This is a genomic window from Lautropia mirabilis (genome assembly GCF_900637555.1).
GTDB lineage: Bacteria > Pseudomonadota > Gammaproteobacteria > Burkholderiales > Burkholderiaceae_E > Lautropia > Lautropia mirabilis.
Genome location: NZ_LR134378.1, coordinates 318,912 through 343,768, shown reverse-complemented (window position 1 = coordinate 343,768; position 24,857 = coordinate 318,912). Strand labels below are relative to the sequence as shown.

Here is a 24,857-nt window from a genome sequence, read left to right as displayed (position 1 = left end):
GGTGATAGATGTACATTGCCATTATCTGCCGGCGGTCGATGATGGTGCACAGGACTGGCAGAGCGCGCTCCGGCTGATTCGCCGGGCGCGTGCTGAAGGTGTCACGCAGATGGTTCTCACCCCGCACATCCGTGCCGGGCAGTGGAACAATTCATTGGGGTATCTGCGGCCCCGTTTCGAGGCCTTTCAGCGGCTGGTGGCGTCCAAGGCCATTGATGTCAAGCTGTACCTGGGGTCGGAGGTCAGCCTGCAGCCTGAATCGCTCAAGCTGCTGTCCGAAGGGCAGATTCCCTTCGTGGGGGGCTGGGACGGCATGAAGGTGATGCTGCTGGATTTTCCCGATACCCGCATTCCGCCCAATGCCATTGGTGCCGTGCGCTATCTGGTGCGCCAGGGGGTGCTGCCCATGGTGGCCCACCCCGAGCGCAACGAGGCCGTGATACGCAAGGTGGATGCGCTGGTGCCCTTCGTGGAGGAGGGGTGCCTGTTTCAGCTCACGGCGGCTGCCGTCATTGGCGAGTTCGGTCGTCGGGCCTTTCGCACCGCCCAGGCCATCCTGGAGCGGGGCTGGGACAGCGTGGTGGCTTCGGATGCGCATGACACGCACCTGCGGCCCTCGCGGATGCGCGAGGCCTTCAAGTTCCTGAAAGCACATTACGGCCGGCAGACGGCCGAGCGGCTGATGGTGCAGGGCCCCGAGCGCCTGCTGGCCGAGCGCGCGATGCTGCGGCTGGATGGAGGATGGCTGCTGGCGCATTGAGCGCGCAGCCGCACGAGAAGACTTATCGGGCCTGATGGGCCCGATGCGCGCACACCGGGCAATCCGGGTCGCGCGGCACGCGGATCTCGGTGAAATGCAGCGTGCGGCCGTCCAGCAGGTGCAGGCGGGCCACGCTGGGCGTGCCGAACTGGCCGGCCAGCTTCAGGGCCTCGCTGGCCTGCATGGTGCCGATGATGCCGGTGAGCGGCGCAAAGACGCCCATCTGCGAGCAGCGCACTTCTTCCACGTTCTCGCCGTCCGGAAACAGGCAGTGATAGCAGGGGGAGGTGGGCTGGCGCGTGTCGAAGACGGCCAGCTGGCCGTCGAAACGGATGGCGGCCCCCGAGACCAGCGGCTTGCCATGGCGCACGCAGGCGCGATTGACAGCGTGGCGGGTGGCGAAGTTGTCGCTGCCGTCCAGCACCACGTCGGCCTGCGAGACGGCTTCATCCAGCGCCGCGTCGGTGTCCAGCCGGGGCAGCGGCACGAACTGCACGTCCGGATTCAGCGACGCGAGCGTGAGCCGGGCGGATTCCGTCTTGGCCATGCCGATGCGATCCTGGCGGTGCAGGATCTGCCGCTGCAGGTTGGTGAGGTCCACCGTGTCGTCGTCGGCCAGCATCAGCGTGCCCACGCCGGCAGCGGCCAGGTACAGGGCGGCGGGCGACCCCAGGCCGCCCGCGCCGACCACCAGCATGCGCGAGGCCAGGAGGCGTTCCTGGGCCTCGATGCCGATCTCATCCAGCAGGATGTGACGGCTGTAGCGCAGCAGCTGGTCGTCGTTCAACGGCTTACTTCCTGGCCGGAGCCTTGTCCGTCTGGGGGGCGCTGGCCTTGGGGTCGGCAGCCTGTCCCTTGGCGTCCTTGCCGGCGGCATCCTTCGCGTCGACCGACTTGCCGTCGACCACGCCCTGCACCGGCGGTGCCTTCTGGATGGTCTTGCCGTTCAGGTAGTTCAGCGCCTGCTGCAGCTGGAAGTCGTTGGCCGGCACGCCCAGCTCGATGGGCTTGTAGTTCTTCAGCCGTTCCTGGTCGGCCGACGACGGCGCCGAGGACTTCACTTCCGGCGTGGTGTCGCGGTCGTTGCTCAGGTGGCGCTGCAGATCGGCCTCGCGGATGCGGAAGCCGTTGATGTCGCCGTCAGCCGACTCCTCGACCACATAGTCGGGCACGATGCCCCGGGCCTGGATGGAGCGGCCGTTGGGCGTGTAGTAGCGGGCCGTGGTGAGCTTGATGGCCGTCTTCTGGCCGGCCAGCGGCAGGATGGTCTGCACCGAGCCCTTGCCGAAGGTCTGCGTGCCCAGCACGACGGCGCGCTTGTGGTCCTGCAGCGCGCCAGCCACGATCTCGGAGGCCGAGGCCGAACCTGCGTTGACCAGCACCACCATCTTGGCGGTCTTGGTCCAGGCCGGCAGCGAGGAGATGCGGTCGGTCTTGCCGCTGCCCGTCATGTAGTCCTGCGGGCTGGCGTAGAAGCTGCGTTTGGCGTCGTCGGTGCGGCCGTCGGTGGAGGTGACTTCCATGCCGGGCTGCAGGAAGGCGGCCGAGACGCCGATGGCGCCGTGCAGCAGGCCTCCCGGGTCATTGCGCAGGTCCAGCACCACGGACTTGAGCGCGCCGTTGTTCTGCTTGGCCAGCTGCTCAAGGTGATTCACCAGGTTGTTGACGGTGTGTTCCTGGAACTGCGAGATGCGGATGTAGCCCACGCCCGGTTCCAGCAGCTTGCTGCGAACCGACTGCACCTGGATGATGTCGCGCACGATGGTGAGCACGATGGGCTCGGGCACGCCCTTGCGCTGCAGCGTCAGGGTGATGGGGCTCTTGGGCTTGCCGCGCATCATCTTGACGGCTTCTTCCAGCCGCATGTCCTTGGTGGGGGTGTCGCCGATCTTGATGATCAGGTCGCCGGCCTTGACGCCGGCCTTGGAGGCCGGGGTGCCCTCGATGGGCGAGACCACCTTGATGAAGCCGTCTTCGGTGCCGATCTCGATGCCCAGGCCGCCGAACTCACCCTGGGTGTTGACCTGCAGTTCCTTGAAGGCGTTCTCGTCCAGATAGGCCGAGTGCGGATCCAGCCCGGTGAGCATGCCGCTGATGGCGTCGGTGATCAGCTTGTTGTCCTTGACGGGCTCGACGTAGTAGGCCTTGATGGTGCCGAAGACTTCGCTGAACTGGCGAAGCTCGTCCAGCGGAAGGACGTTGCGGCCGGTGTTGCCGCGTTCGGCCAGTGCGGAAAGGCCCAGGCTGAGCGCAATGCCGGCGATGGCACCGATGCCGACGAGGCGGGCAGATCTGAGATTGGACATGAAGGATGAGATCCTTTTGGCAGGCGATGCTGCAGGAACGCTGCAGGCCACCCGGCGGAAGCTTCCCACCAGGACAGCAGAAACGGGCAGACCCGGCAGGCCAGGGCTGCATGCTCGTCACCGGTCGGGAGAAAGGACTGGACGCAGGAGGGCCTGGGCTTTCCCCAAAGCGGCGCCGATGAATCTTTCAGTATACCGGCGCAGAATGCAAAACGACACCACCGGTTGCAACCGATGGTGTCGAATTCCTGACTGAAGGCAGGGCCGGGGCCGTCACGGGACGGCCCGGGGAAGGGGATCAGCAGGGGATCAGCCCTTCTTGGCGCTGCCCTGCTTGGCCACGGCGGCCATGGCGGCCTCGATCTCGGCCTGGTTGCCCAGGTAGTAGTGGCGGATGGGCTTCAGGTTGTCGTCCAGCTCATAGACCAGCGGGCGGGCCGTCGGGATGTTCAGCTCGACGATGTCGTCGTCGGAGATGCCGTCCAGGTGCTTGACCAGGGCGCGCAGCGAGTTGCCGTGCGCGGCGATGATCACGCGCTTGCCGGCCTTGATGGACGGGGCGATGGTCTCGTTCCAGAAGGGCAGCACGCGGGCTACCGTGTCCTTCAGGCACTCGGTGCGGGGCAGCTCGGCGCGCGGCACGCCGGCATAGCGCGGGTTGTTGAGCTGCTCGACCAGACGGGGATCGTCCTCGGCCAGCGGCGGGGGAGCGATGGCGTAGGCGCGACGCCAAATCTTCACCTGATCCTCACCGTATTTCTCGGCGGTCTCGGCCTTGTTCCAGCCCTGCAGGTTGCCGTAGTGGCGCTCGTTCAGGCGCCAGCTGTGCGTGACGGGCAGCCACATCCGGTCCATTTCACCCAGCACCGTCCAGAGGGTGCCGATGGCGCGACGCAGCACGGACGTATAGCACAGGTCGAAATCGTAGCCTTCCTGCTTCAGCAGCTGGCCGGCACGGATGGCTTCCTGGCGACCATTGTCGGTCAGATCGACGTCGGTCCAGCCGGTGAAGCGGTTTTCCAGGTTCCACTGGCTTTCGCCGTGGCGGATGAGCACGAGTTTGTGGGTCATGGCGTGACTCCGAGGCGGGAAAGCTATAATTCTCGCCTATTTTTCAGAGGCGGACCCCGTGAACTTCATCAGCCAGAATGTCTTTCTGATCATCATCGCCCTGGCATCGGGCGGCATGCTGCTCTGGCAGGCCATCCGCGGGGGCGGCGGCACGGCCCTGGGCGCACTTGCAGCCACCCAGCTCATCAACCAGAAGGGGGCCCAGGTGGCCGATCTGCGTGATGACCGCGACTTCCGCGCCGGCCATCTGCCGGGCGCCCGCCACGTCATGCCCGACAAGGTGCAGACCTTCGCTGCCGGCGTGGACGCCAGCAAGCCCATCCTGCTGGTCTGCGCCAACGGCGTGCAGTCGGCCAAGGCTTCCAAGGCCCTGAAGGCCTCGGGCCGCTCCGAAGTCTACAGCCTGGAAGGCGGCATCGATGCCTGGCAGCAGGCCGGCCTGCCGCTGGTCAACCCCAAGGACAAGGCCTGAGCCCCTGTCGCTGATGCGGCAAACCGACGAAACACCGCCCGGCTGGCCGGGCGGTTGCGTGGTCGGGCGCTGGATGGTTCACAATCAGCGCTGAAGAATCCTTTCCCATGCTTTTCCGGGCAGGCTTCGGGGCAGGCCTGCCGCCTGTCTCGCCCGCCCGGATCCCTTCCCGAAGAACGGAGAAACGAGATGGCCGCACATGTCGTGATGTATGCCAAGCGCACCTGCCCCTACTGCCACCGCGCCGAGCGCCTGCTGCGCGAGCGGGGCGTGAACGATCTGGAACTGATCTTCATCGACCAGGATCCCTCCCGCCGCCCCGAGATGATCGAGCGCGCCAACGGTCGCACCACCGTGCCGCAGATCTTCATCGGCGGCCAGCACGTGGGGGGCAGCGACGACCTGGCCGCCCTGGACCGGGCCGGCAAACTGTCGCCAATGCTGGCATGATTCAGGATATGGGGCGCTGAGCCCCTTCCCATTTCCCTACACCAACCACCGAGCCCAGCATGGCAGAAGAAAACAGCAACCCGGTCTTCCAGATCCAGCGCATGTACCTGAAGGATCTGTCCCTGGAGATCCCGCACGCCCCGCACATCTTCCTGGAACAGGCCCAGCCCACGGTCGAAGTGGCCATCGACAACGGCCACGAGAAGCTGGCTGACGGCATCTACGAGGTCACCATCACCGTCACCGTCACCACCCGCATCGACGAGGAGCGTGTGGTGTTCCTGGTCGAGGGCAAGCAGGCCGGCATCTTCGAGATCCGCAACATCCCCGAAGACCAGATGGACGTGGTGCTGAACATCGTGTGCCCCAACACGGTGTACCCGTACCTGCGCGCCAACATCGCCGACGTGATCCAGCGCTCCGGCTTCCCGCCGATCCACCTGGCCGAGATCAACTTCGAAGTGCTCTACCAGCAGCGCCTGGCCGCTGCCCAGCAGCAGGATGGTGCCGCCAACCAGGACGGCGCTGCCCAGCTGGAGAAGGCCGAGAACCCCTCGGGCACCACGCACTGAGCACGCACTGAGCGGCAGGCTGCCCCGCAGGGCAGTCGCTTCATGCCGGGGTACGGTTCCCTGACCGTACCTTGCCCGACGGTGTGGGGTTGCCGCGTGCCGGGCGGCAGACCGGACGGTGGCTTGCCCCCCGTCCGCCAGAAGCTTCCGGCGCTTCGGGCAGAAACGATTCGGCTGGCCGCGCCGGGCGCGTCTGGCCGCTACAGAGCAGGCAGATGAAGACGAGACAGACACGAAGCGCAGCCGCCCTGGCCGGGCTGCCATCGACCGGAGGGGCAGCCGCCCGCCAGGCCCATGATGCTCAAGGCCGACTGGCCGGGACCGCCGCCGGTCATTCATGCCCGGATGCGCATGGCACGCGCCAGCAGAGCCTGTGGAAGGTGTCTGGTACGCTGTGGGCCGGCATGAGTGCCGCGGTGCTGAGTGCCAGCCTGCTGCTGGCCGCCTCGCCTGCCACTGCCGCCGACAAGGCCGGCGCCAAGGCTGCGCCCATCAAGGCCGCCACCCGTGCGGCCGCCGGCAGCGCCGCTGCCCAGGGGCCCATGAACCCCAGCGAGACCCTGGGGCCGGCCAGCGATGATGACAAGGCCAGCAACAACGCCCCGAAGAGCACCAAGGCGCCGCCCCCCTCGCGCATTCCGGGCATGGCCCGCTTTCGTTCCATCGGCACCGACGACACGGTGATGTACGACGCCCCGTCCGACAAGGCCAAGAAGCTGTATCAGGCGCCGCGCGGCATGCCGGTGGAGGTGATTGCCGTGCTGCAGGGCTGGGTGAAGGTGCGTGACATGGAAGGCGATATCGCCTGGGTGCTGCGCGATGACCTGTCCGATCGTCGCACCGTGGTGGCTTCCACCACCGTTCCGCTCTACCAGGAACCCAACGCCGACGCGCCCCAGTGGTTCGAGGCCGCCCGTGGCGTGGTCTTCGAGCTGGAAGACGACAAGCCCGACGATGCCGGCTTCGTGCGTGTGCGTCACGCCGACGGCCAGTCCGGCTATGTCGAGCTGGGACAGGTCTGGGGCATCTGAGTTGCCATGAAGATCGCCATTCTGGGAGCCGGCGCCTGGGGAACGGCCTTGGCCATCCATGCCGCACAGCGGCACGACGTCACGCTGTGGTCGCGCAATGCCCAGGTGCTGGAGTCGCTGCGCACCGCCGGCACCAACCAGCGCTACCTGCCCGACGTGAAGGTACCGTCCTCCATGGGCTTCACCGACCGGCTGGATGAGGCCGTCCGCGACGCCGACCTGCTGGTCATGGCCACCTCGGTGGCCGGTCTGGAACCGGTGGCGCAGGCCGTTCAGGCCCTGCAACCGGGGGACGGATCTGCGCTGCCCGGCGTGGTCTGCCTGGCCAAGGGCCTGCAGGCCAGCACCGGCCGCCTGCCGCACCAGGTGCTGGGCGACGCCCTGCCGGGCCGCGCCGTGGGGTGCCTGAGTGGCCCCAGCTTTGCCCAGGAAGTGGCCGCCGGCCTGCCCGTGGCGCTCACCGCCGCCTCGACCGATGAAGCCCTGTCGCACCGCATGGTGCAGGCCTTCCACCACGGCGCCATGCGCGCCTACCGCAGCGCCGACCTGGTGGGCGTGGAGATCGGCGGCGCCCTGAAGAACATCATGGCCGTGGCCACCGGCACCTGCGACGGCCTGGGACTGGGCCTGAATGCGCGCTCCGCGCTGCTGACCCGCGGCCTGGCCGAAATCACCCGCTTCGGGATGGCGCAGGGCGCGCAGGCCGAAACCTTCCTGGGCCTGGCCGGCGTGGGCGACCTCGTGCTCACCTGCACGGGCGACCTGTCCCGCAACCGGCGTGTGGGCCTTTTGCTGGCCAAGGGCCAGTCCCTGACCGACATCCTGGCCACCCTGGGCCACGTCGCCGAAGGCGTGGCCTGCTGCCCCGCCGTCGTGGCCCGCGCCCAGGCGCTGGGCGTGGACCTGCCCATCAGCCGCGCCGTGCTGGCCGTCATCGAAGGCCGCCTCTCGCCGCGCGAGGCCGTGGCGGCGCTATTGGCGCGGGAGCCTCGGGCGGAGTAGGGGGCGATGCCTACGGTCTTCAGGTACAAGGGGATTCGGTTCCTCTTCTACTCGAACGAAGGCAGTCCTCGGGAGCCGCTCCATATTCATGCTCGGGGTAATGGTGGTGATGCAAAGATCTGGCTGTTTCCCGATGCTCGTATAGCCTCTAGTGATGGCTTCAGCAGATCGGAGCAGCTGGAGATCATTCGAGTCGTTGAAGAACACCGAGATGAAATCAGGAGGGCATGGCATGAACACTTCGGCCAGGACGGTGCGGTTTGATGACGTCACGATGTGGGTCGACCTTTCGGATGGACGGACGCTGGGTGTACCGCTAGCTTGGTTTCCCCGCTTGTTGAACGCAACGCCAGCGCAGCGCGAAAGTGTGGAGATAGGGCGTCATGGGTTGCACTGGGAGTCCATCGACGAAGACATTTCTATTGAAGGGTTGTTGGCCGGGCGGGGAGACATGACGCGGCAGGGGATGGCCGCATTGCTTCCAGCCTGATACTAGGCTGTGCGTCGGCCGCTAGTCTTGTTATTGATACGGCCGCGTACGTCATAGCGCCGCCCCCTCAAACCCCTGCTGCCGCCATGCCTCGAAGACGGTCACGGCCACTGCGTTGGACAGGTTCAGGCTGCGGTTGTGGGGGCGCATGGGCAGGCGCAGCAGGTGGTCGGTGCCCAGGCTGTCCTGCACGTCGTCGGGCAGGCCGGAGGTCTCGCGGCCAAAGACCAGGCAGTCTCCGGGCAGGAAGCGATGGTCGTAGGGGCTTTTGTGGCCGCTGGTGCTCAGGCCGTACAGGCGGCCGGAGAAGGGGATTTGTCGCGCGTTGCTGTGGGGTGTCTGGCTGGGCGCGGCCTGCGGGTAAGAGCCGGATGCTGCGGCCATGGAAGCCCGCATGCTGTCCAGGAAGGCTGCCCAGTTCTTGTGCACGGTTATGGCCGTGAATTCATGATAATCCAGCCCCGCGCGGCGCATCTTGGCGTGGTCGATGGGAAAGCCCAGCGGTTCGATGAGGTGCAGGGCGCAGCCGGTGTTGGCGCACAGGCGGATGACGTTGCCGGTGTTGGGCGGGATTTCGGGCTGGACAAGGACGACGTGGAACACGGTGGCTGGGTCTGAAGGATGGATGGTGTTGGGGGCCGGTTCTGGGGCTGGGGTGCTTTTGGTGCTGTTTCGGCACCGTAATTTCACAGCGATTAGGGCCGAAACGGGTCTTGGGCCGTCATATTTGAAGCGATCAGAATTCATGATTCTGAATAATGACGCTGTTTCGGGTTTCTTCGCTCAGAAGTTTCGGTCGGTTCAGCGCCTCAGGCGCTTCACCGCCCCCTCATGCAGGATGATAGGTCGGATTCGGCGCGTGTCGCCCGTCATGGGCCGGCGTGTCCCGGGGCTACGGCGCGCGTCGCCCCCTCATGGGACAGCATGCGTTGGCCTACCACCTACCACCTACCACCTACCACCTACCACCTACCGCCTACCACCTACCGCCTACCACCTACCGCCAACCGCCAACCGCCAACCGCCAACCGCCAACCGCCCACCGCCAACGGCCTACGGCGTGCGCGCCACCACCAGCGCCATGACCGAGGCTGCGCCGGCGGCCAGCAGGGTCTGGGCGGCTTCGTTCAGTGTGTTGCCGCTGGTCATCACGTCATCCACCAGGGCCAGGTGCTGGCCGGACACGCGCTTGGGGTCCGGCACGCTGAAGGCGCCGCGCAGGTTCTTCTGACGTTGGGCGCGGGGCAGGCTGGACTGGCGGGCGGTGTCGCGCATGCGCAGCAGCCAGTCGGTGCGGATGGGTGGGCAGGTGCTGGGGGCGTGGGCGCGCATGCCGCGGGCCAGTTGCAGGCTCTGGTTGAAGCCGCGTTCGGCCAGGCGCGGGCCGGACAGTGGAATCGGCACCAGCGCGTCCACCTGTTGCAGCGGCTGGGCGGGATTAGCCAGCAGGTGCTCCATCAGCAGCCCGCCCAGGGGGCGAGCCAGTTGCAGTTGCTGGCCGAATTTCAGGGCGACCAGCGTCCGGTCCAGCGGCGGCAGATAATCGGCCAGCGCAAAGGTGGCGGTCAGCGCCAGCGGGTGTTGCTGGCACTGGGGGCATGGCAGGGCGGGGCTGGTTGAATCTGCTGAAAGGGGCCGCGCAGAAAGGGGCAGCGCACAGCGCGGGCACCGCAGGCGCCCACGCCCCGGCAGCGCCTCCCGGCAGTGCGCGCACAGCGGCTGGTCCAGGCAGGGTGCTTCGCACAGCAGGCAGGCGCGGGGCAGCAGCCGGGCGGTCAGCTGGCCCAGCCAGTGGCGGCCTTGCTGCCAGATCACGGCATGAGGAGAGGCTGGCATGTCCATTGAGAAGGCAAGGATGGAATGACACCGGGGGCTCTTGGTTCCATCCTATCCAAACGCCCCCCATCCGCCGCGCATCCTCTTCTATACTCGCCGACATGCTTAAGCCAGTCGGTCTGGACCGTGCCGCCTTGCGCCGGTCGTTCAATGAAAAGCGTTCGGGCGCCCAGCGGGCAGATTTTCTGCTGGCCGAGGTGGAGCGTCGGCTGGACGAGCGGCTGGAGCCGATGCGTCTGGACGGCGTGGAGACGGTGCTGGATCTGGGCTGCGGTCTGGGCCGGTCGCTGCCGGTTCTGGCCCGGCGTTTTCCGGAGGCGCAGGTGCTGGCGCTGGACATGGCCGAGCAGCCGCTCATCGAGCAGCACCGGCTGGACATGCGGGCGCGGCGCGGCCTGCAGGGGCTGCTGGCGCGCATCCGGGTGCGCGAGAAGCCCCAGACCCGTCCGCCGCACTGGATCGCGGCCGATGCGCATCGGCTGCCGCTGCCGGCCAACAGTGTGCAGGTGGTCTGGTCGAACCTGGTGTTCCACTGGTTCGACGATCCGCTGGCGGTGCTGAAGGAGTGCTATCGGGTGCTGAAGCCGCATGGGCTTCTGGTGTTCTCGGCCCTGGGGGTGGATACCTGCCGCGAGCTGCGTGCGCTGGTGCCGGATTCGTCGGCACAGAATCTGGGGCAGCACGGGGCGCAAGGGCAGTGGCCGTCGCTGCAGGACATGCACGACTGGGGCGATGCCATGGTGGAGACCGGCTTCGATGCGCCGGTGATGGACACCGAACACATCCAGCTGGCCTATGAATCCACGGCTTCGCTGCAGGCGGATCTGGCCGGAATGGGTTTTCCGGCGGCGCCGGAGGCGGGCGTGCCTGCGCTCACGGTGGAGCTGGTGTTCGGTCATGCCTGGGTGCCGGCGCAGAAGGCGCGGGCCGACGGGCTGGCGCCCATCAACATCCTTCGCCGGGGCGCCCATCCCGGCTGAGGAGGCGTCGCGCCCCGTGGGCAGGCGCGCTGCCTGCAACGCGGTCTTCACAATTTCCGTGGTGACCGCCTTCCTGCGTTAATATTTGTCGCTTGCAGCGTCGAGGTGGCCGGCGGTTCGCATCCGGCCCCTGTTCCGCGATGTCGACAGGGCCCGCATCATGCCGGCATGGGCGCGTGTCCATGCCCGGGCATCCCTCTCCTTCGCAAGCCGCCTGGTCACCCTCCATGGTCATGAAATCACCTGAGTCCTCTCCCGGTCGTCTTCCCCTATCCGTCGATCACGCCTTGGGCACGCCGCACCTGTCGCGGCGGCGTGTGCTGTCGTCCGTGCCGGCCGCAGCCCTGTGGCTGGGGGGCGGCGCCCTGATGGGCAGTCTGGCTGCCTGCTCGAAAGAGAAGGGCATGACGTTCAAGTCCACCGACCTGGGCGGCGCCGACTACGGCAACGAGCTGTCGCTGACCGATGTCAGCACCGGCAAGCCCGTGACGCTGGCCAGCTTCAAGGACCACGTGGTGCTGCTGTTCTTCGGCTTCACGCAGTGCCCGGACATCTGCCCCACCACGCTGCTGAAGGCCAAGGAAATCAGGGACGCACTGGGCCCGGACGGCAAGCGGCTGGACGTGGTGTTCGTCACGCTGGATCCCGAGCGCGACACGGCCGAGGTGCTGCCGGCCTACGTGCATTCCTTCGACCCGTCCTTCATCGCCCTGCGCGGCGACATGGCGGCCACCAAGAAGGTGGCGCGCGAATTCCGCGTCTTCTTCCAGAAGGTGCCCAATCAGGACGGTTCCAGCTACACGCTCGATCATACGGCCGCGTCCTATGTCATCGACAAGACCGGCAAGCTGCGCCTGCTGGTGCGCTACACTGACCCCGTCGATAACGTGGTCAGCGACCTGAAGCAGTTGCTGGCGGCCTGATGCCGGCGTCCTCTCGACCGTTTCGTTTCCACCTGAAGCCCGTGCCACACGCATCGCACGGGTCCGGAGGCTCTTTCGCATGAACGCACTGGGTTGGCTCGTCCTTGGTCTGCTGATCGGCTGGGCCATCGAATTCGCCATCGACTTCCTGTACTGGCGCAAGAAGGCGCAAGAAGAGGCCGAGGCCCTGGCCCAGCAGGAAAGCGTGCTGCTGGCCCAGCAGACCGAGCTGGGTCATCGCCAGGCCACGCTGCGCCTGCGTGAAAAGGAAATGGCCGATCTGCAGGCCTCGCTGGCCAGCCGTGATGCCGAGCTGCTGCAGCAGGCTCGCCGTGTGGAAGAGCGCTCCGACGATCTGTCCCGCGTGGAGCAGGCCATCGAGAAGCGCCGTGCCGACCTGGACCGCATGGGCCTGACGCTGAACGAGCGCGAAAAGGAAATCGCGGCCCGTGGCGAGCAGCTGCGTTCCAAGGAAGTGAATTACAACCGCCGCCTGGACACGCTGGAAAGCACCGAGGCCGAGCTGGCACGCCGCGTGGCGGTGGTCAGCAACCGCGAGGAAGCCATGCAGAGCTGGGAAGGGCGCATCCTGTCCCGCGAGCATGATGTGGCCGACCGCGAGGCTTCCGTCAATTACCACGCCAACCGCATTGCCAATGACGCGGCCGGCTACGAGGCCGTCAAGCACCTGCTGAAGCAGCACTATCGCACCGCCGAAGGGCGTGACCGTCTGCAGGCGCTGGTGGGCATCGATGACCGCACCGTCGAGCTGCTCAACCAGGCCGGCATCCGCACCTTCGAGCGCTTGGCCGAGACCTCCATGGGTGAACTTACCCGCCTGATGGAAGCTGCTGGTCCGCGCTATGCACTGGCCAACCCGCTCAGCTGGGCCGAGCAGGCCGGCCTGTTCCTGGCCGAGGACTGGGTGGCACTGGACGAGCTGCAGGCCGAGCTGAAGGGCGAGAAGCGCGAGAACGTGGCCGCAGGGCTGCTGGCTGCCATGCGCCGCCGGCCGGGTGCCCCCCAGGCCAACGATACGCAGGAAGCTGCCCAGCAGGCAGCTGAGATGCCTGCCGCCGAAACGCCGGTGGCGGAAACGGCTGCCGCCGGGGTGGCTGCAGCCGCGGGTGTCGCCGTAGGCACGGTGGCTGCCATGGGCGCCACGGCGCAGGACACGTCGGCCGATGAGGCCTCCGAGACCGTTTCGACGGAAGCTGCTGAAGCCACGGTGCAGTCGGGTGACGATGCAGCCGCCGGCGAGGCGCAGACCGCGCATGATGCGCACGCTGCCGACGACGAAGGCGCCGAGACCGCCGAGTCCACGCTGGACCAGGAAGCCATGGTCTGGGGATCGGACGCCGGTGATGAATACGAGGCTGAAGCCGACGAGGGACTGGCTTCCGTCTTCGTCAACCCGCGCCGCGAGCGGACGGTCGAGCACGTCGTGGCCGAAGTGGTCGACGCGGAGCAGCACGAGCAGGGCTGGCGCTCTGGAGGCGATGTCTCCGACGCCCACGTGCTGTCCGAGCATGCGTCCGGCTCCTCCGGACACACAGCCGCGGCCGACCCTGCCGGCACCCCGCCGGAAAGCCACCCCTACGGCCAGGCCCACAGGCCCTGACCGCTCCGATCTGTCCGCCCTCGACTCGCCCCTGACGCAGGAACGCCATGCCATCACCTTCGCCACTGCATCCGCCCGAGTCCGTGCGCCGCTTCACCTCGCTGAAAGTGGGCGTCCTGTTGCTGTTCGTCCTGCTGCTGACGCTGTTCGGCGTGCAGGAGGGCGAGGGCGATGCCCAGCACGAGGCGCAGCAGCAGCTTGCCTCCGCCTCCGGCAACACGCATACGGAATCCATCGAGCTGCCTCTGGGCAGGCAGGCTGCCCAGGCAGCCGGATCGGCGCAGGGCCAGGATGGGCAGGGCGCAGGGCGGCAGGCCAATGTCCAGGGCGCCGGCCCGTCGGATGACCGCCGGGCGGCCCCTGTCTCGAAGGACAATGCTCCGCAGGACAAGGCTGCCGCATTGTCGGCCGGCGTTGCCGCCACGAACGGGACACCGGCCGATGCCATGGCCGACAGCCAGGCAGGCCCGGCCGTTCCCGCTGGGGAATCGGTGATGGCCCCCGAGGACGATGATCAGCCACCCAGGCCCGCCACGGGCGACGCGATGATTGAGCTGCCCGGTCCGCCGAGCTTCTCGCTGGCGCACGATCCGGCAGGTGGCATCCGCCTGGCGGGCGAAGTGCCCGACGACGACACCCGCAACCAGTGGATGAATGCCATTCGCCTGGGCGCCCGGGGCGAGCCCGTCGAGGGCAGTCTGCGCCTGCGCCACATCGATGGTCATGCCGCTGCCCGCTGGGAGCCGCAGCTGACCGCCCTGGTGGCCCTGGTCCGTGAACGCAACATCAGCGAACTGCGTGTGCGCAGCGACGTGGTGGAAGTGTTTGGCGGTGCCCAGACGCCCGCCCAGGGCCGCGAAACGCTGGAGCTGATCCGCGCCCAAGTCCCCAACGGTTACCGCGTGCTGGCCCGTGATGAGGCAGGCGCTGCCGGAGCATCCCGTCTGGCTGCCGCCGGTGCAGCAGCCCAGGGTGCCCAGCGTCTGGCCGATGCCAACCGCCTGGCAGGACGGGACGCCCGTGCCCAGGCCGACGCGCAGAAGGCTGCCGATGCACGCAATGCTGCCACCAAGGCACGAGATGCCCGCAACAGCCGCGACAGCCGCAACGCGCGCGATACCCGCCAGGCCGCTACCGACAGCCGCAACCTGCGCACCGTTGCAGCCGGAAGCTGCCCGCGGTCGCTGAAGCAACTGTCCGCGCCGATCTTCTTCAAGTCGGGCAGTTCCAGCCTGTCGCCGGCCGAGACGCGCCGCCTGCAGCAGCTGGGCGCCTGCCTGGGCCGCACCGCCTGGGTGCGTGTCACCGGCTACGCCGATCCGCGCTACTCCGCCGCCTACAACAAGACCCTGTCCGAGCGCCGTGCGCGTGCCGTGGCAGGCGCCATCAGCGAAGGGGGCTTCTCCTCGGCCCGCATCACGGTGGTGGGTGCCGGCAAGACCTCCCCCCGCACCAAGGTCCGCGCCGACAAGGCCACGCTGCAGCGCGCCCGCCGGGTGGACATTCTGGTGGGTTGAGACAGGAAGGTCAGGGGCGGCGGGCGACGCCCTGAACCCGCGCACGACACGCTGAACGCAAAAGCCCCCCGCCCGTTGCTACCGGGCGGGGGGCTTTTTTCCGGGCTTTTCAGGGCCTTCAGAGCGCAGGGTGCGTCGTTTCCCACGGCTGCTGGGTGCCCAGCAGCGTGTTCACCGTGGCCGTGCTGCTCAGTGCGGTGGCGCTGGACTCCACGGCCGTCGCCACGTCCGTAGCGGCCGCTGCGGCGGGGGGCGTCCCCGTGCCTGCCGTGCTGCCGGCAGCCGATGTGGCGGCATTCGACCCGGCGCTGGATGCCTCACCCGGCAGCGACAGCGTCTCGCTCTGGTCCAGCAGCTCGTTCAGAGACAGGCGGCTGCCCTGATGGCTGGGCAGCGCCTTGGCCGTGGCCAGCGATTTGCCCAGGGTATCCCCCGCGGCGATGCCGAGGGCGGACGGCTGCGCTGCCGGGGTAGTGGGCTGGGCGGCCGCATCCGCTGCGGGCGCCGCTGCAGGTGTGGTGGGTGTGGCCGGTTGCGCCGCGGCACCGCCTGCCGCGTCGGCATCTGCGTCCGGAGTGGCGGGCGTGAGTGCCGCCGTTGTGACGGCGGCGGGCACCGGCGTTGCCGGCTTCAGGGCGGGGCCTTGCACCTCGATCCGTTCGGCCCAGCTTTGCGGCTTATTGCCGGCGGCATCGGCCACCGTCACGGTGACCGAATAGGGCTGCGAGCCACCCGGGGTGACGGCTGGGGCCGGCAGCGTGGCCGAGAAGTGCCCGGCAGCGTCGACGTCTGCCGGCCGAGTGGTTGTGCCCAGCTGGACCTGCACCTTCGATCCCGGTGCTACATCGCCCGTGACGGTGACGCCATCGGTGGCTTCCGCCCCTGTGATGACCTTGCTGGCGTGGCCGTCGAACTGCAGGTTGGTGGGTTTGGCCGGTGGGGTCTTGGCCAGCGTGACCGTGTGGGTGCCCACGGATGTCGAGGTGCTGCCAGGCTGGGAGGCGGTGGCCTCGATGGTATGTTGGCCATCCTGCAGACCAGTGAAGTTCAGGGCCGCTTTCCAGAGGCCATCGGCGCCGGACCGGACGGTGGTCGCAACCTTCGTGCCCGGCACCTGCACGCGGATGTCGGAGTTGGGCTCGGCCGTGCCCGACACTTCCACGCCATTGGCTTCCACGGCGTTGATCACGTCGTCATTTGCGACCTTGCCGTTCACGGTGGTCTGGCGCGTGACGGCCGGTGCACCCTGGATCGTCACGTCCAGCGTGGTCTCGGCCGTGTTGCCGGCCTTGTCGGTGGAAGTCACGACCAGCGCGGCTTTGGCCGTGCCATTGGCGGGCGCGGGGGGAATGTCGGCGGCAGGAACCGTGACCCTCCAGAATGAACCCACCGTGTGGCTGATGGGGACGGGCTTGCCGTTCCAGGTGGCCGACAGCGTGGTGTTAGCCTCCCCCGACGAGCCACGGAAGGTCAAGTCGCCCTTCGCAGCTTCAGGTGCGATGGTCTGAGTCTTTGCGAAACCGGAGAAATGCAAACTGGGCGGTGTCTTGTCGACCGTGAACTCGTGGTTGGCGGGAGCCGACGTCGTGCCCCCCGGAGCAGTGGCGGTTGCCGACATGATGTACTTGCCGTCGGGCAGCCCACTCATGTTGAGGCCCTCAATGATCCACTTGCCCTGGCCATCGGCCGTCACGGACTGAGGGGGCCGAGTGCCGATGACCACTTGGAGCGTGGCGTTGGGCGCCGCCGTACCCGAGATGTTCACGCTACCCGCCTCGGCCTTATTGACGATATCGTCCTGGGCGACGGGGTCGAATGTCGGGGCCAAGGATGGCAAGGCGCTGTTCTGCACCGTGATGGTCTGCTTGGCGGTGGTGCTGTTGTTGCCCGCCTTGTCGTGGGCCACCACAGTCACGTCGGCCGTGGTGCTGGCCTGGCCGGCCGGTACCGAGGGCACCGAATCGAAGTCCACGCTCCATTTGCCGTTGGTGACGGTGCCCGGTTTCGACACTCCGTTCCAGGTCACGGTCACCGTATCGGCATTCTGGGCGCCGGTCGGCGTATCGCCCGTGAAGGTGATCTTGCCGGTCTTGGCCTCTTCAGCGCTGATGGTGGTGTCGCCACCGTTGGTCTTGATGTTGGTGGGCTGACCCGGAGCGGTCTTGTCGAGGGTGACCTTGTGCGCGGCGGCGACCGAGTTTGCGCGCCCTGGCTGCGAGGCGACTGCCGTCACGTCGTAGCTGCCGTCGGGTACCTTGGACAGGTTCGTCAACTGGGCGGTCCAGGCGCCATTGATGCCGGCCGTGACCGTGTCCGTGCTGCTGCCCAGCTTGACATGGACGATCGAGCCCGCGTCGGCAATGCCGGATACCGATACGGCACCTTGGGCCTCGGCGGCGTTGATGATGTCATCGCCGGCAATCGTGCTGATGAGGGGGGTGGACAGCGGTCTCAGCGGGCCCTGCAGCGTCACGTTCTGGGTGGCAACGGCACTGTCGTTGCCGGCCTTGTCCTGCAGCACCACGTTGAAGGCCGTGTTGGTGCTGTTCCCCTGGCCGGGCATGGGCAGATCGCCTTCCTTGAATTCCACCTTCCAGCCGCCGTTGGCGCCCACCGTGGCGGTCTGCGTCTTGCCGCCACCGATGGAGACCGTCACCTTGGTGCCGGCTTCGCCCGTGCCGCTCAGGCTCACGCCGTTCTTGGCTTCGAGGCTGGTGATGGTGGTGTCGTTTCCTTCCAGCTTCAGGTTGGCAGCCGGTGCGGGCGGCGTCTTGTCCAGCGTGAACTCGGCCTTGCTGGTGGCGGTGTTGCCCTGGGCGTTGGTGGTGGTGACCGACAGCGCATGCTTGCCGTCGGCAAGCCCTGCCGGTAGCGGCACGCCCGCTTCCCACTTGCCGTTGGCATCAGCCTGGACCTCGGCCAGCGGGTTCTTCTCGTCGGTCAGCCACAGCGCAACCTTGCTGTTGGGCGCGGCCGTACCCATCACCTTCACCGGCGCAGCCGCTTCCTTGGCGTTGACGTAGCCGTCTTCGCTGATGGTGCCGATGATGGCGGCGGTGCCGGTGGTGTTCATGATGACCTTGCTGGTCACTTCCGGCGCGCGGTTGCCGGCGGCATCAATGGCGGTCGCGCTCAGCGTGTAGGAGCCATCGGCAGCGGGCAGGTCATCGGCTTGCAGCGTGGTGCTCCAGTTGCCGTTGGCGTCCACGGCCACCAGGCGGGTCACCGTGCCCAGCTTGAGTTCCACCGAACCGTTGGCCTCGGCCGTGCCACTGATGGCAACGCCTGCGGCCTTTTCCGGGGCAGTGATGATGTTGTCACCGGCCACGGACGCCACTTCGGCGCTGGCCGGCGGCGTGTCGTCGAAGTGCAGCGTGGTCAGCGGCAGGGTGCTCTGCACGCCCTTGTTGGAACCCACCACTTCCAGGCTGTTGGTGTCCGACAGGCCGGTGGCGGGCAGCGTGCCGCTGCTGGGCGTGGCGGTCTTCAGGTCTACCGCCCAGTTGCCGTTTTCGTCGGCCTTGGTGGTGTAGGTGACGTTGGCGTGCTGGTCGCCATCAGTGTCGATGCGCACCTGCACTTCGGAGCCGGGTTCGGCCGTGCCGTTCAGCACGGGGAAGCGCGTGTTGAAGTAGGTGGCGGATTTGAGCGTGAGCGAGATGTTGCCCTGGGGCGCCTGACCATCGCCGCCGCCCCCGCCACCACCACCGGCTGCGGCCAGGCCCAGCACGGCCGCGCCGCCCAGGCCGTACAGCAGCGGCTTGGTGGGCACGTCACCCAGCACGGGCAGGATGGGGGCCTCGAACTTGGGGTCATACAGCACGAAGGTGCCGTCGTTCAGCGCGCCCAGCGGCTTGGTGTTCACGTCGGCCAGCAGTACGGCGCCCCCGGCACCTTCTGCCGCGTCCGGAATGCTCACAGTCTCGTCGCCACCGGCCGTCACGGCACACTGGTCCGAGGCGCTGCAGATGCGGTAGTAGCCTTCCAGAATCACTGAGGCGGTGCCGGCATCGCCGTCCAGCGGCACGTTCTCGATCACCAGATCGCTGTCCACCTGCAGGACTCGCAGCTGTTCGGCGTCCAGGTTGGAATCCTGTAGCCGGAACTGTCGCCCGGGCAGCACCCGAACCCGGTTCTCGCCGGGCCTGAGCCGCAGCTGTTCCACACCGCCGTCCTGCGTCCGATAGATCTCGAATCGTGCTGCCATGATGCTCGTTCCGTAGGGATGTATCCTTATCTTGCAAGCCTATCAAAACGGTTTACATCCGCCCACATGTCCTACGCGCCGACAGGGATAGATTGCGAGTTCAAGTGTCAGGTAAAGCGGCAGTCGTTGTTTTTTACAGACGATCTCACCTGTCGGGTGAGCCATCGGGCTGAGCGGGCTGGCCAGTCATCATCGGCGGGATGCCAGACAGCGGGATGGCAGACAGAAAAAAGCCCGCCATGAGGCGGGCCTGGTGAGACGGCGGGGGAACGGCCTGGGCCGTTCCCGTTGGCGTCATACCGTGGGGTGATGATCCCAGGGCTGCGTGCCCACCAGCGAATCCACGGTGGCCGTGGTGCTGACTGGTGCCGGCGGCGGCGCCGTCGGCGTGGGGGCGGCTGCGGGGGCGCTGGAAAGCGACTCCTCGGCGCTGCTGCTGGTCAGATCGTCCAGGGTCAGGCTCTTTTGCGACGTGCTCGACGTGTCCGTGGAATCATCCGTGTCGGTCAGCGACTTGGTGGCCAGCGAGCGTGTCGGGGCACTGCTGCTGGCGGCAGCACCAGCGGCCGGGGAGCCTGCCGGGGTCGCTGCGGGGGCTGCTGGCGGGCTGGTCGTGGTTGTCGTCGTGGTCGTGGTCGACGAGTTGGTCGCGTCGGTGGCCGCGTCGGCAGCCGGTGCTGCGGCGCCTGCAGTCGCGCCGGTCGTGGTCCCGTCGGTCGGGGTCACGGTGTCGTTGGCGCCGGTCGCACCCGGCGTCGCAGGTGGGGCCGAGGGCGATGCAGCTGGCGGGGTGGCGGCTGGCGGCGTCGCGGGATCAGGCGTGTCGGCGGTTGGCGGCGTGGTGGGCGCAGGGTTGGCCGCGGGTGGAGCGGTGGGCGATGGGTTGGCGGGGGCAGGCGTCGTGGTGTCACCCGTGCCCGGATTCGCAGGCGTGGAGGGCGCTGGAGCGGGTGACGGATTGGCGGGTGCCGGTGCCGTGGTATCGCCTGCGCCTGGATTGGCAGGCGCTGGGGCAGGTGACGGGTTGGTGGCTGGCGGTGCCGAGGTGTCGCCCGTGTTGGTGTCCGGATTGGTGGGTGTGGCCGGTGCCGGGCTGGGCGAGGCAGGGGGCTGTGCGGGTGTGGTTGGCGCCGCGGGAGCTGGCGTGGCCGGCGCAGGTGCGGACGGCGACGGCGCGATGGTCGGTGCCGGGGCACCCTGCACCGTCACGGCGTGGCTATCTGCCCCGCTGGTGTTGCCGGCAGCGTCCGTCACCGTCACCTGGTAGGTGCTGCTGGCGGTGGCACCGGCGGCGGGCTTGGGCAGCTCGGAGGGCACGAACTGCACGTCCCAGCTGCCGTTGCTGCCGACAGTACCGGTGTGGGTGTGGCCGTTCCAGGTCACCGAGACCTTGGAGCCCGCTTCGGCGTTGCCGGTGAAGTGCACGCCGTCCCGTGCCTCGGCGGCGGTGATGACGTTGTCGCCACCGTCCAGCTTGATGTTGGTGGCCTTGGCCGGTGCCGTCTTGTCCACGGTGAAGGCGCGGGTGGCCGAAGCCGTGCCGCCGGCTGGCGAGGTCACGGCGGCCGTCAGCGTGTACTTGCCGTCGGCGATGCCGGTGGCTGGTGCCGTCACTTCCCAGTGGCCGTTGGCGTCGGCGGTGGCTGCCACCTTGTTGGTGCCGAAGGTCAGCTCCACTTTCGAGCCGGCCTCGGCCGAACCCTGCAGCTTCACGCCGGCAGCCGCCTCGGCGGCATTGATGATGTCATCGCTGGCAATGCTGCCGATGACGGGGGCCTTGCTGTTGGTGTGCAGCGTGACCGAGGAGGTGGCGGCCGGACCGCGGTTGCCGGCTGCGTCGATGGCCGTGGCCGTCAGCGGGTACTGGCCGTCGGCGGCCGGCAGTTCGGCGGCAGACAGCGTGGTGTTCCACTTGCCCTCGGCATCCACGGCCACCAGCTTGGTGGTGCCGCCGATCTTGAGTTCGACCGTGCCGTTGGCTTCGGCCGTGCCGGAAACCGCCACGCCGGCCGTCTTCTCGGCGGCGGTGATGATGTTGTCACCGCTCACTGCGGCGATCTCGGCGCTGGCCGGCGGGGTGTTGTCATAGGTGAGCGTCACCACGGGCAGCGCGGCACCCTGCACGCCATCCAGCGCGCCCGACACTTCCAGCGTGTTGCTGTCCGACAGGCCGGTGGCCGGCAGGTTGCCGGTAGCGGGCTTGGCGGACTGCAGGTTCACGCTCCAGTTGCCGTTGGCGTCGGCCGTGGCGGAGTAGGTGACGTTCTCGCGCTGGTCGTTGTCGGTGTCCAGGCGCAGGGTCACCACGGTACCGGGCTTGGCCGTGCCGGAAATGGTGGGGAAGCGGTTGTTGAACGAGGTGGCCGACTTCAGCGCCAGTGGCACGTCGCCCAGGTTGGGGGCGCCGGAGGGATCACCGCCGCCGCCACCACCACCGGCGGCCAGGGCCACCACGGCCAGACCGCCTGCACCGTACAGCACGGGACGGATGGGGAAATCCTCGGTGGCTGGTTGCTCGGGGGCCTGGAAGCCGGTGTCGTACAGCACGAAGGTGCCGTCCGAGAGCGCGCCCAGGGGCTTGGTGCTCACGTCTGCCAGCACCGTGGCCTGGCTGTTCTCGGTGGTGCCCAGATTCTCCTGGCCTTCGGCACCCTGGGCGACGGCGGCGTCTTCACCGCCCACGCTGACCGTGCAACGGTCAGTGGCGCTGCACACCTGGTAGTAGCCTTCCAGTGTCACCGAGGCCGTTTCGGTGCTGCCTTCCACCGGGATGTTCTCGATGATCAGGTCGTTGTCCACCTGCAGCACGCGAAGCTGGGACGGATCAATCGGCTGGCCGTCCGGATCCTGCAGGTTGAAGGTGCGCCCGGGCACGACCCTGAGCTTGTTGTTGCCGGGCTTGAGCTGGAGCTGCTCGACCCCGCCGTCACCCGTGCGCTGGATGTTCAGTCTTGCTGCCATGATCCTGTCTTCCGTCCTGTGGTCTGACGAAGGCCGGGCCGGGCGGTTCCGACATGGCCGCCTGGCACCCGTTCATGAGGTGCCCAGGGGGCGAATACATGGCCCGGTGTCGCCGAGTGTCATGCAAACCGACGCTTCAATGAGACATCGGATGCAGTCCGGCGGCCGGATTCGACCATTCGTCAAAAAAAGGTGTATTGAAACAGGTCATTGTGGCATGCACAAACCGCATTTTTTGTGTGCGTCTCGTGACGGCTTGTTACGTGTGCGCACCTGCGGGCCGGACCACGGTCTCCTTTTACGTCCCGCCATGTGCCCCACCGCCCGGCGGAAGAAACCGCCGGGCATCAGGGTTCAGAGGTGCGCTAGCCCCTGCTGCAGCTCGTCCTGCGAAAGCAGCAAGGAGAGCTGCTGCGCGCTGCTGGGCGCGATTGACGATGCAGCACTGGCGGTGGCCGGCAGCGGCGTCGAAGAGGGCTCGGTCTGTGCCAGTGGTAACGAGAGCGCATCACCGGTCGAGGCCTGGGCCTTCTGGATGGCGTCGCCTTCCGATCCGGTCGTCAGTGCCTTCAGGGACAGCGTGTTGCTGCCCGCTGGAGCCGTTCCGAACGGGAAGCTCTGCGACATGATCGCGAAGGTGTGATCCACGGCAGAGACGTTGCCGGCCTTGTCGGTGGCCGTGATGTGGATCGTGGTCTGCTTGGCGCCGATGGGGTTGCCCTGCGCCACGATCGGTGTCGGCAGGGTCCAGTTGGCCGAGTCCGGGCCGGTGTCGGTCACCACGGCCGTCTGGACCTGCTTGCTGCCGTCGGCCAGCGTGAACTCCACCTGCACCGAGGCACCAGCTTCGGTCTTGCCCGTGATCAGGAAGGGGACCCCGCTCAGCACGCGATCCGTGCCGCCGGCGTGCGTGTCGGTCAGCACCGGGGGCTTGGTGTCCACCACCATGGGCGTTCCGGCGCTGGGTGCGGAGGCGTTGCCTGCCTTGTCGGTGGCCACGGCCGTCACCAGATGGGTGCCGTCAGCCGGCAGTTCGGCACCGGCAAAGGCCACGCTCCACTTGCCGTCGGCGCCGGCCTTGGCGTCATGCGATACGGTGCCGACCGTCACCTTCACCGTGCTGTCGGCTTCGGCCGTGCCGGCCAGCGTCACGCCGGCAGCCTTCTCGGCGGCGTTCACATAGTTGTCGGTGCCGCCGGTGAACTGGATCGTCGGTGCCGGGGGCGGCGTGGTGTCGACGGTCAGCGTCTGCGTGGTGGCGGTGGAGACGTTGCCGGCCAGGTCGCTGGCCGTGACTGACAGGGTGGCGTTGCCCGTGGCGGGCAGGGCATTGGCCGGCAGCGTCACCGCCCAGGTGCCGTCCGCGCCCACCACCGTTTCCAGGCTCTGCGCGCCCAGCGTCAGCTTGATCAGGCTGTTGGCCTCACCGTGGCCCGAGACCGCCAGCGGCTTGCCGACAGCAGCGGCGCCCAGCAGGCCATCCGTACCGACCGGCGAGATCGTGGGGGCCGTCGGGGGCGTGTCGTCGGCCGTCAGCTTGAAATCGGGCATCGTGGCCGTCTTGCCGTTCACCGTCTCGGTCAGCGACAGGCTGGTGGCCGTGCTCAGCCCGCCCGCGGGCAGGGCGCCCGTGGTGGGCTTCAGCGTGGCCAGGTTGGCCGACCACTTGCCGTCAGCCCCTACCGGCACGGTATAGCTGGCGTCCACCGCTGCGCCGCCGCCGGCATGCACGTCGATCTTCACCGTGCCGCCGGCGGTGCCCGTGCCCGTCAGCGTGGGCACCTTGCCCTTGGCCACCGACGAATGCGTCACCGTGAAGCTGGGGTCCGTGACCGACGGCGGTACCGTCGGCGTGGTGGGTGCCGCAGGGGCGGCGGGTGTTGCGGGTGTGGTGGGCGGCAGGGCAGGGGTCGCAGTCGTATTGGCAACCGGGGCTTCACCGCCCCCGCCACCACCGCCGCCCCCGCCAGCCAGTGCCAGGCCCAGCACGGCTGCGCCGCCCAGGCCATAGATCACCGGGCGGGCAGATTCGGACAGCAGGGGGCCGGATTCGGCGGCATGATCTGCGCCCGCTGCGACTGCGGGGGTGGCACCCTCCAGCCCCTTCGTGGCGGCTGCGCCTGCGGCCGCACCGCTGGTCTGGGCCAGATCCACCAGCACGAACGAGCCGTCCGACAGTGCGCCAATGGCGCCCGTGGCCGGGGTGATGTCCACCGTGCCGGACGTCGTTTCGGGAAGTTCCAGATGGCAGGGCGAGCTGACGCTGCACGAGCTGTAGAAGCCCAGCAGTTCCACGGCCTGCGGTTGATCGGCCCCCTGGGCGCCGTCGGCCAGGTTGTCGACGAGAATGCTGTTGTCCAGCTGCTTGACCACGGCCTTGGCAGGCGCCTTGCCGGTGTCCTCGTCATAGAGCCGGAAAGTGTCGCCCGGCCGCACGACGACGCGGGTGGTGCCAGCCCGGAGATGGGTGCGCGAGACGGACCCGTGCGAGGAACGGGTTTCGATGACGAGAGCCATGGGATATGCGGTATGCGCCGTTCAGCGGCGATGACAGAGCGTCCGTCGGGCCGACGTTGCCAGACTGGGACTGTCTTATTATCGCCGCGCTGTGGCTGACGCGCCACTGTCGGCACACCCATCAATCCCGGCGTGCGTGCC

Annotated in this window: 20 protein-coding genes; 12 read left to right on the top strand and 8 right to left on the bottom strand. The window is 67.9% G+C overall.

What is annotated here, in order from left to right:
* Position 1 precedes the first annotated feature (1 nt).
* Positions 2-760, top strand: a complete 759-nt coding sequence (locus EL249_RS01430; RefSeq protein WP_005674819.1) for a tyrosine-protein phosphatase — start codon at positions 2-4, stop codon at positions 758-760.
* 22 nt (positions 761-782) lie between these two features.
* Here the strand turns inward: EL249_RS01430 and EL249_RS01425 are convergent, their stop codons facing one another.
* The 3 genes from EL249_RS01425 to gpmA form a co-directional block, all read right to left on the bottom strand.
* Positions 783-1,547: a HesA/MoeB/ThiF family protein gene (locus EL249_RS01425; RefSeq protein WP_005674820.1), complete on the bottom strand. Its 765-nt coding sequence runs from the start codon at positions 1,545-1,547 to the stop codon at positions 783-785.
* A 4-nt stretch (positions 1,548-1,551) separates the two neighbouring features.
* Entirely contained in the window at positions 1,552-3,066 is a 1,515-nt protein-coding gene (locus tag EL249_RS01420) for a S41 family peptidase (protein ID WP_005674821.1), read from the bottom strand.
* A 309-nt stretch (positions 3,067-3,375) separates the two neighbouring features.
* On the bottom strand, positions 3,376-4,137 hold the full coding sequence (gpmA, locus tag EL249_RS01415; RefSeq protein ID WP_005674822.1) for a 2,3-diphosphoglycerate-dependent phosphoglycerate mutase: 762 nt from the start codon (positions 4,135-4,137) through the stop codon (positions 3,376-3,378).
* Positions 4,138-4,195: 58 nt separating this feature from the next.
* Here gpmA and EL249_RS01410 point away from each other — a divergent pair, with 58 nt between their 5' ends.
* The 7 genes from EL249_RS01410 to EL249_RS01380 all read left to right on the top strand — a co-directional run bounded on the left by EL249_RS01410 (position 4,196) and on the right by EL249_RS01380 (position 8,154).
* Entirely contained in the window at positions 4,196-4,609 is a 414-nt protein-coding gene (locus tag EL249_RS01410) for a rhodanese-like domain-containing protein (RefSeq protein ID WP_005674823.1), read from the top strand.
* Positions 4,610-4,798: 189 nt separating this feature from the next.
* Positions 4,799-5,059 (top strand): glutaredoxin 3, encoded by a 261-nt coding sequence (grxC, locus tag EL249_RS01405; protein ID WP_005674825.1) that lies wholly within the window; start codon positions 4,799-4,801, stop codon positions 5,057-5,059.
* A gap of 59 nt (positions 5,060-5,118) precedes the next feature.
* Entirely contained in the window at positions 5,119-5,631 is a 513-nt protein-coding gene (gene secB, locus EL249_RS01400) for a protein-export chaperone SecB (RefSeq protein ID WP_005674827.1), read from the top strand.
* A gap of 215 nt (positions 5,632-5,846) precedes the next feature.
* Positions 5,847-6,662 (top strand): SH3 domain-containing protein, encoded by an 816-nt coding sequence (locus EL249_RS01395; protein ID WP_050781985.1) that lies wholly within the window; start codon positions 5,847-5,849, stop codon positions 6,660-6,662.
* A 6-nt stretch (positions 6,663-6,668) separates the two neighbouring features.
* A complete protein-coding gene (locus EL249_RS01390) occupies positions 6,669-7,664 on the top strand; it encodes an NAD(P)H-dependent glycerol-3-phosphate dehydrogenase (RefSeq protein WP_005674829.1) in 996 nt (331 codons plus the stop codon).
* A gap of 6 nt (positions 7,665-7,670) precedes the next feature.
* Positions 7,671-7,928 carry a DUF4160 domain-containing protein gene (locus tag EL249_RS01385; RefSeq protein ID WP_083799577.1) on the top strand — a complete coding sequence of 86 codons (258 nt, stop codon included), beginning with the start codon at positions 7,671-7,673 and terminating at the stop codon, positions 7,926-7,928.
* A complete protein-coding gene (locus tag EL249_RS01380) occupies positions 7,861-8,154 on the top strand; it encodes a DUF2442 domain-containing protein (protein WP_232002027.1) in 294 nt (97 codons plus the stop codon). The genes EL249_RS01385 and EL249_RS01380 overlap by 68 nt, the downstream gene beginning before the upstream one ends.
* 51 nt (positions 8,155-8,205) lie before the next feature.
* Here EL249_RS01380 and EL249_RS01375 read toward each other — a convergent pair whose 3' ends face one another.
* Both EL249_RS01375 and EL249_RS13090 read right to left on the bottom strand, forming a co-directional pair.
* Positions 8,206-8,757 carry a tRNA (cytidine(34)-2'-O)-methyltransferase gene (locus EL249_RS01375; RefSeq protein ID WP_005674831.1) on the bottom strand — a complete coding sequence of 184 codons (552 nt, stop codon included), beginning with the start codon at positions 8,755-8,757 and terminating at the stop codon, positions 8,206-8,208.
* Between the two features lie 450 nt (positions 8,758-9,207).
* On the bottom strand, positions 9,208-9,990 hold the full coding sequence (locus EL249_RS13090; RefSeq protein WP_169311703.1) for a ComF family protein: 783 nt from the start codon (positions 9,988-9,990) through the stop codon (positions 9,208-9,210).
* Between the two features lie 101 nt (positions 9,991-10,091).
* Between EL249_RS13090 and EL249_RS01365 the strand changes: the two genes are divergently transcribed.
* The 4 genes from EL249_RS01365 (at position 10,092) to EL249_RS01350 (ending at position 15,031) form a co-directional block, all read left to right on the top strand.
* Positions 10,092-10,970 (top strand): methyltransferase domain-containing protein, encoded by an 879-nt coding sequence (locus EL249_RS01365; RefSeq protein WP_083799580.1) that lies wholly within the window; start codon positions 10,092-10,094, stop codon positions 10,968-10,970.
* 233 nt (positions 10,971-11,203) lie between these two features.
* Positions 11,204-11,893: an SCO family protein gene (locus EL249_RS01360; RefSeq protein WP_083799646.1), complete on the top strand. Its 690-nt coding sequence runs from the start codon at positions 11,204-11,206 to the stop codon at positions 11,891-11,893.
* Positions 11,894-11,972: 79 nt separating this feature from the next.
* On the top strand, positions 11,973-13,514 hold the full coding sequence (locus EL249_RS01355) for a coiled-coil domain-containing protein (protein ID WP_005674834.1): 1,542 nt from the start codon (positions 11,973-11,975) through the stop codon (positions 13,512-13,514).
* A 47-nt stretch (positions 13,515-13,561) separates the two neighbouring features.
* On the top strand, positions 13,562-15,031 hold the full coding sequence (locus EL249_RS01350; protein WP_040530206.1) for an OmpA family protein: 1,470 nt from the start codon (positions 13,562-13,564) through the stop codon (positions 15,029-15,031).
* Positions 15,032-15,149: 118 nt separating this feature from the next.
* Here EL249_RS01350 and EL249_RS01345 read toward each other — a convergent pair whose 3' ends face one another.
* From EL249_RS01345 to EL249_RS01335, 3 genes are all read right to left on the bottom strand, one after another.
* Positions 15,150-19,238, bottom strand: coding sequence for an Ig-like domain-containing protein (locus EL249_RS01345; protein ID WP_005674836.1), 4,089 nt, complete (start codon positions 19,236-19,238; stop codon positions 15,150-15,152).
* 294 nt (positions 19,239-19,532) lie between these two features.
* On the bottom strand, positions 19,533-22,199 hold the full coding sequence (locus EL249_RS01340) for an Ig-like domain-containing protein (RefSeq protein ID WP_005674837.1): 2,667 nt from the start codon (positions 22,197-22,199) through the stop codon (positions 19,533-19,535).
* Between the two features lie 354 nt (positions 22,200-22,553).
* Positions 22,554-24,716, bottom strand: coding sequence for an Ig-like domain-containing protein (locus tag EL249_RS01335; RefSeq protein ID WP_005674839.1), 2,163 nt, complete (start codon positions 24,714-24,716; stop codon positions 22,554-22,556).
* Positions 24,717-24,857 lie beyond the last annotated feature (141 nt).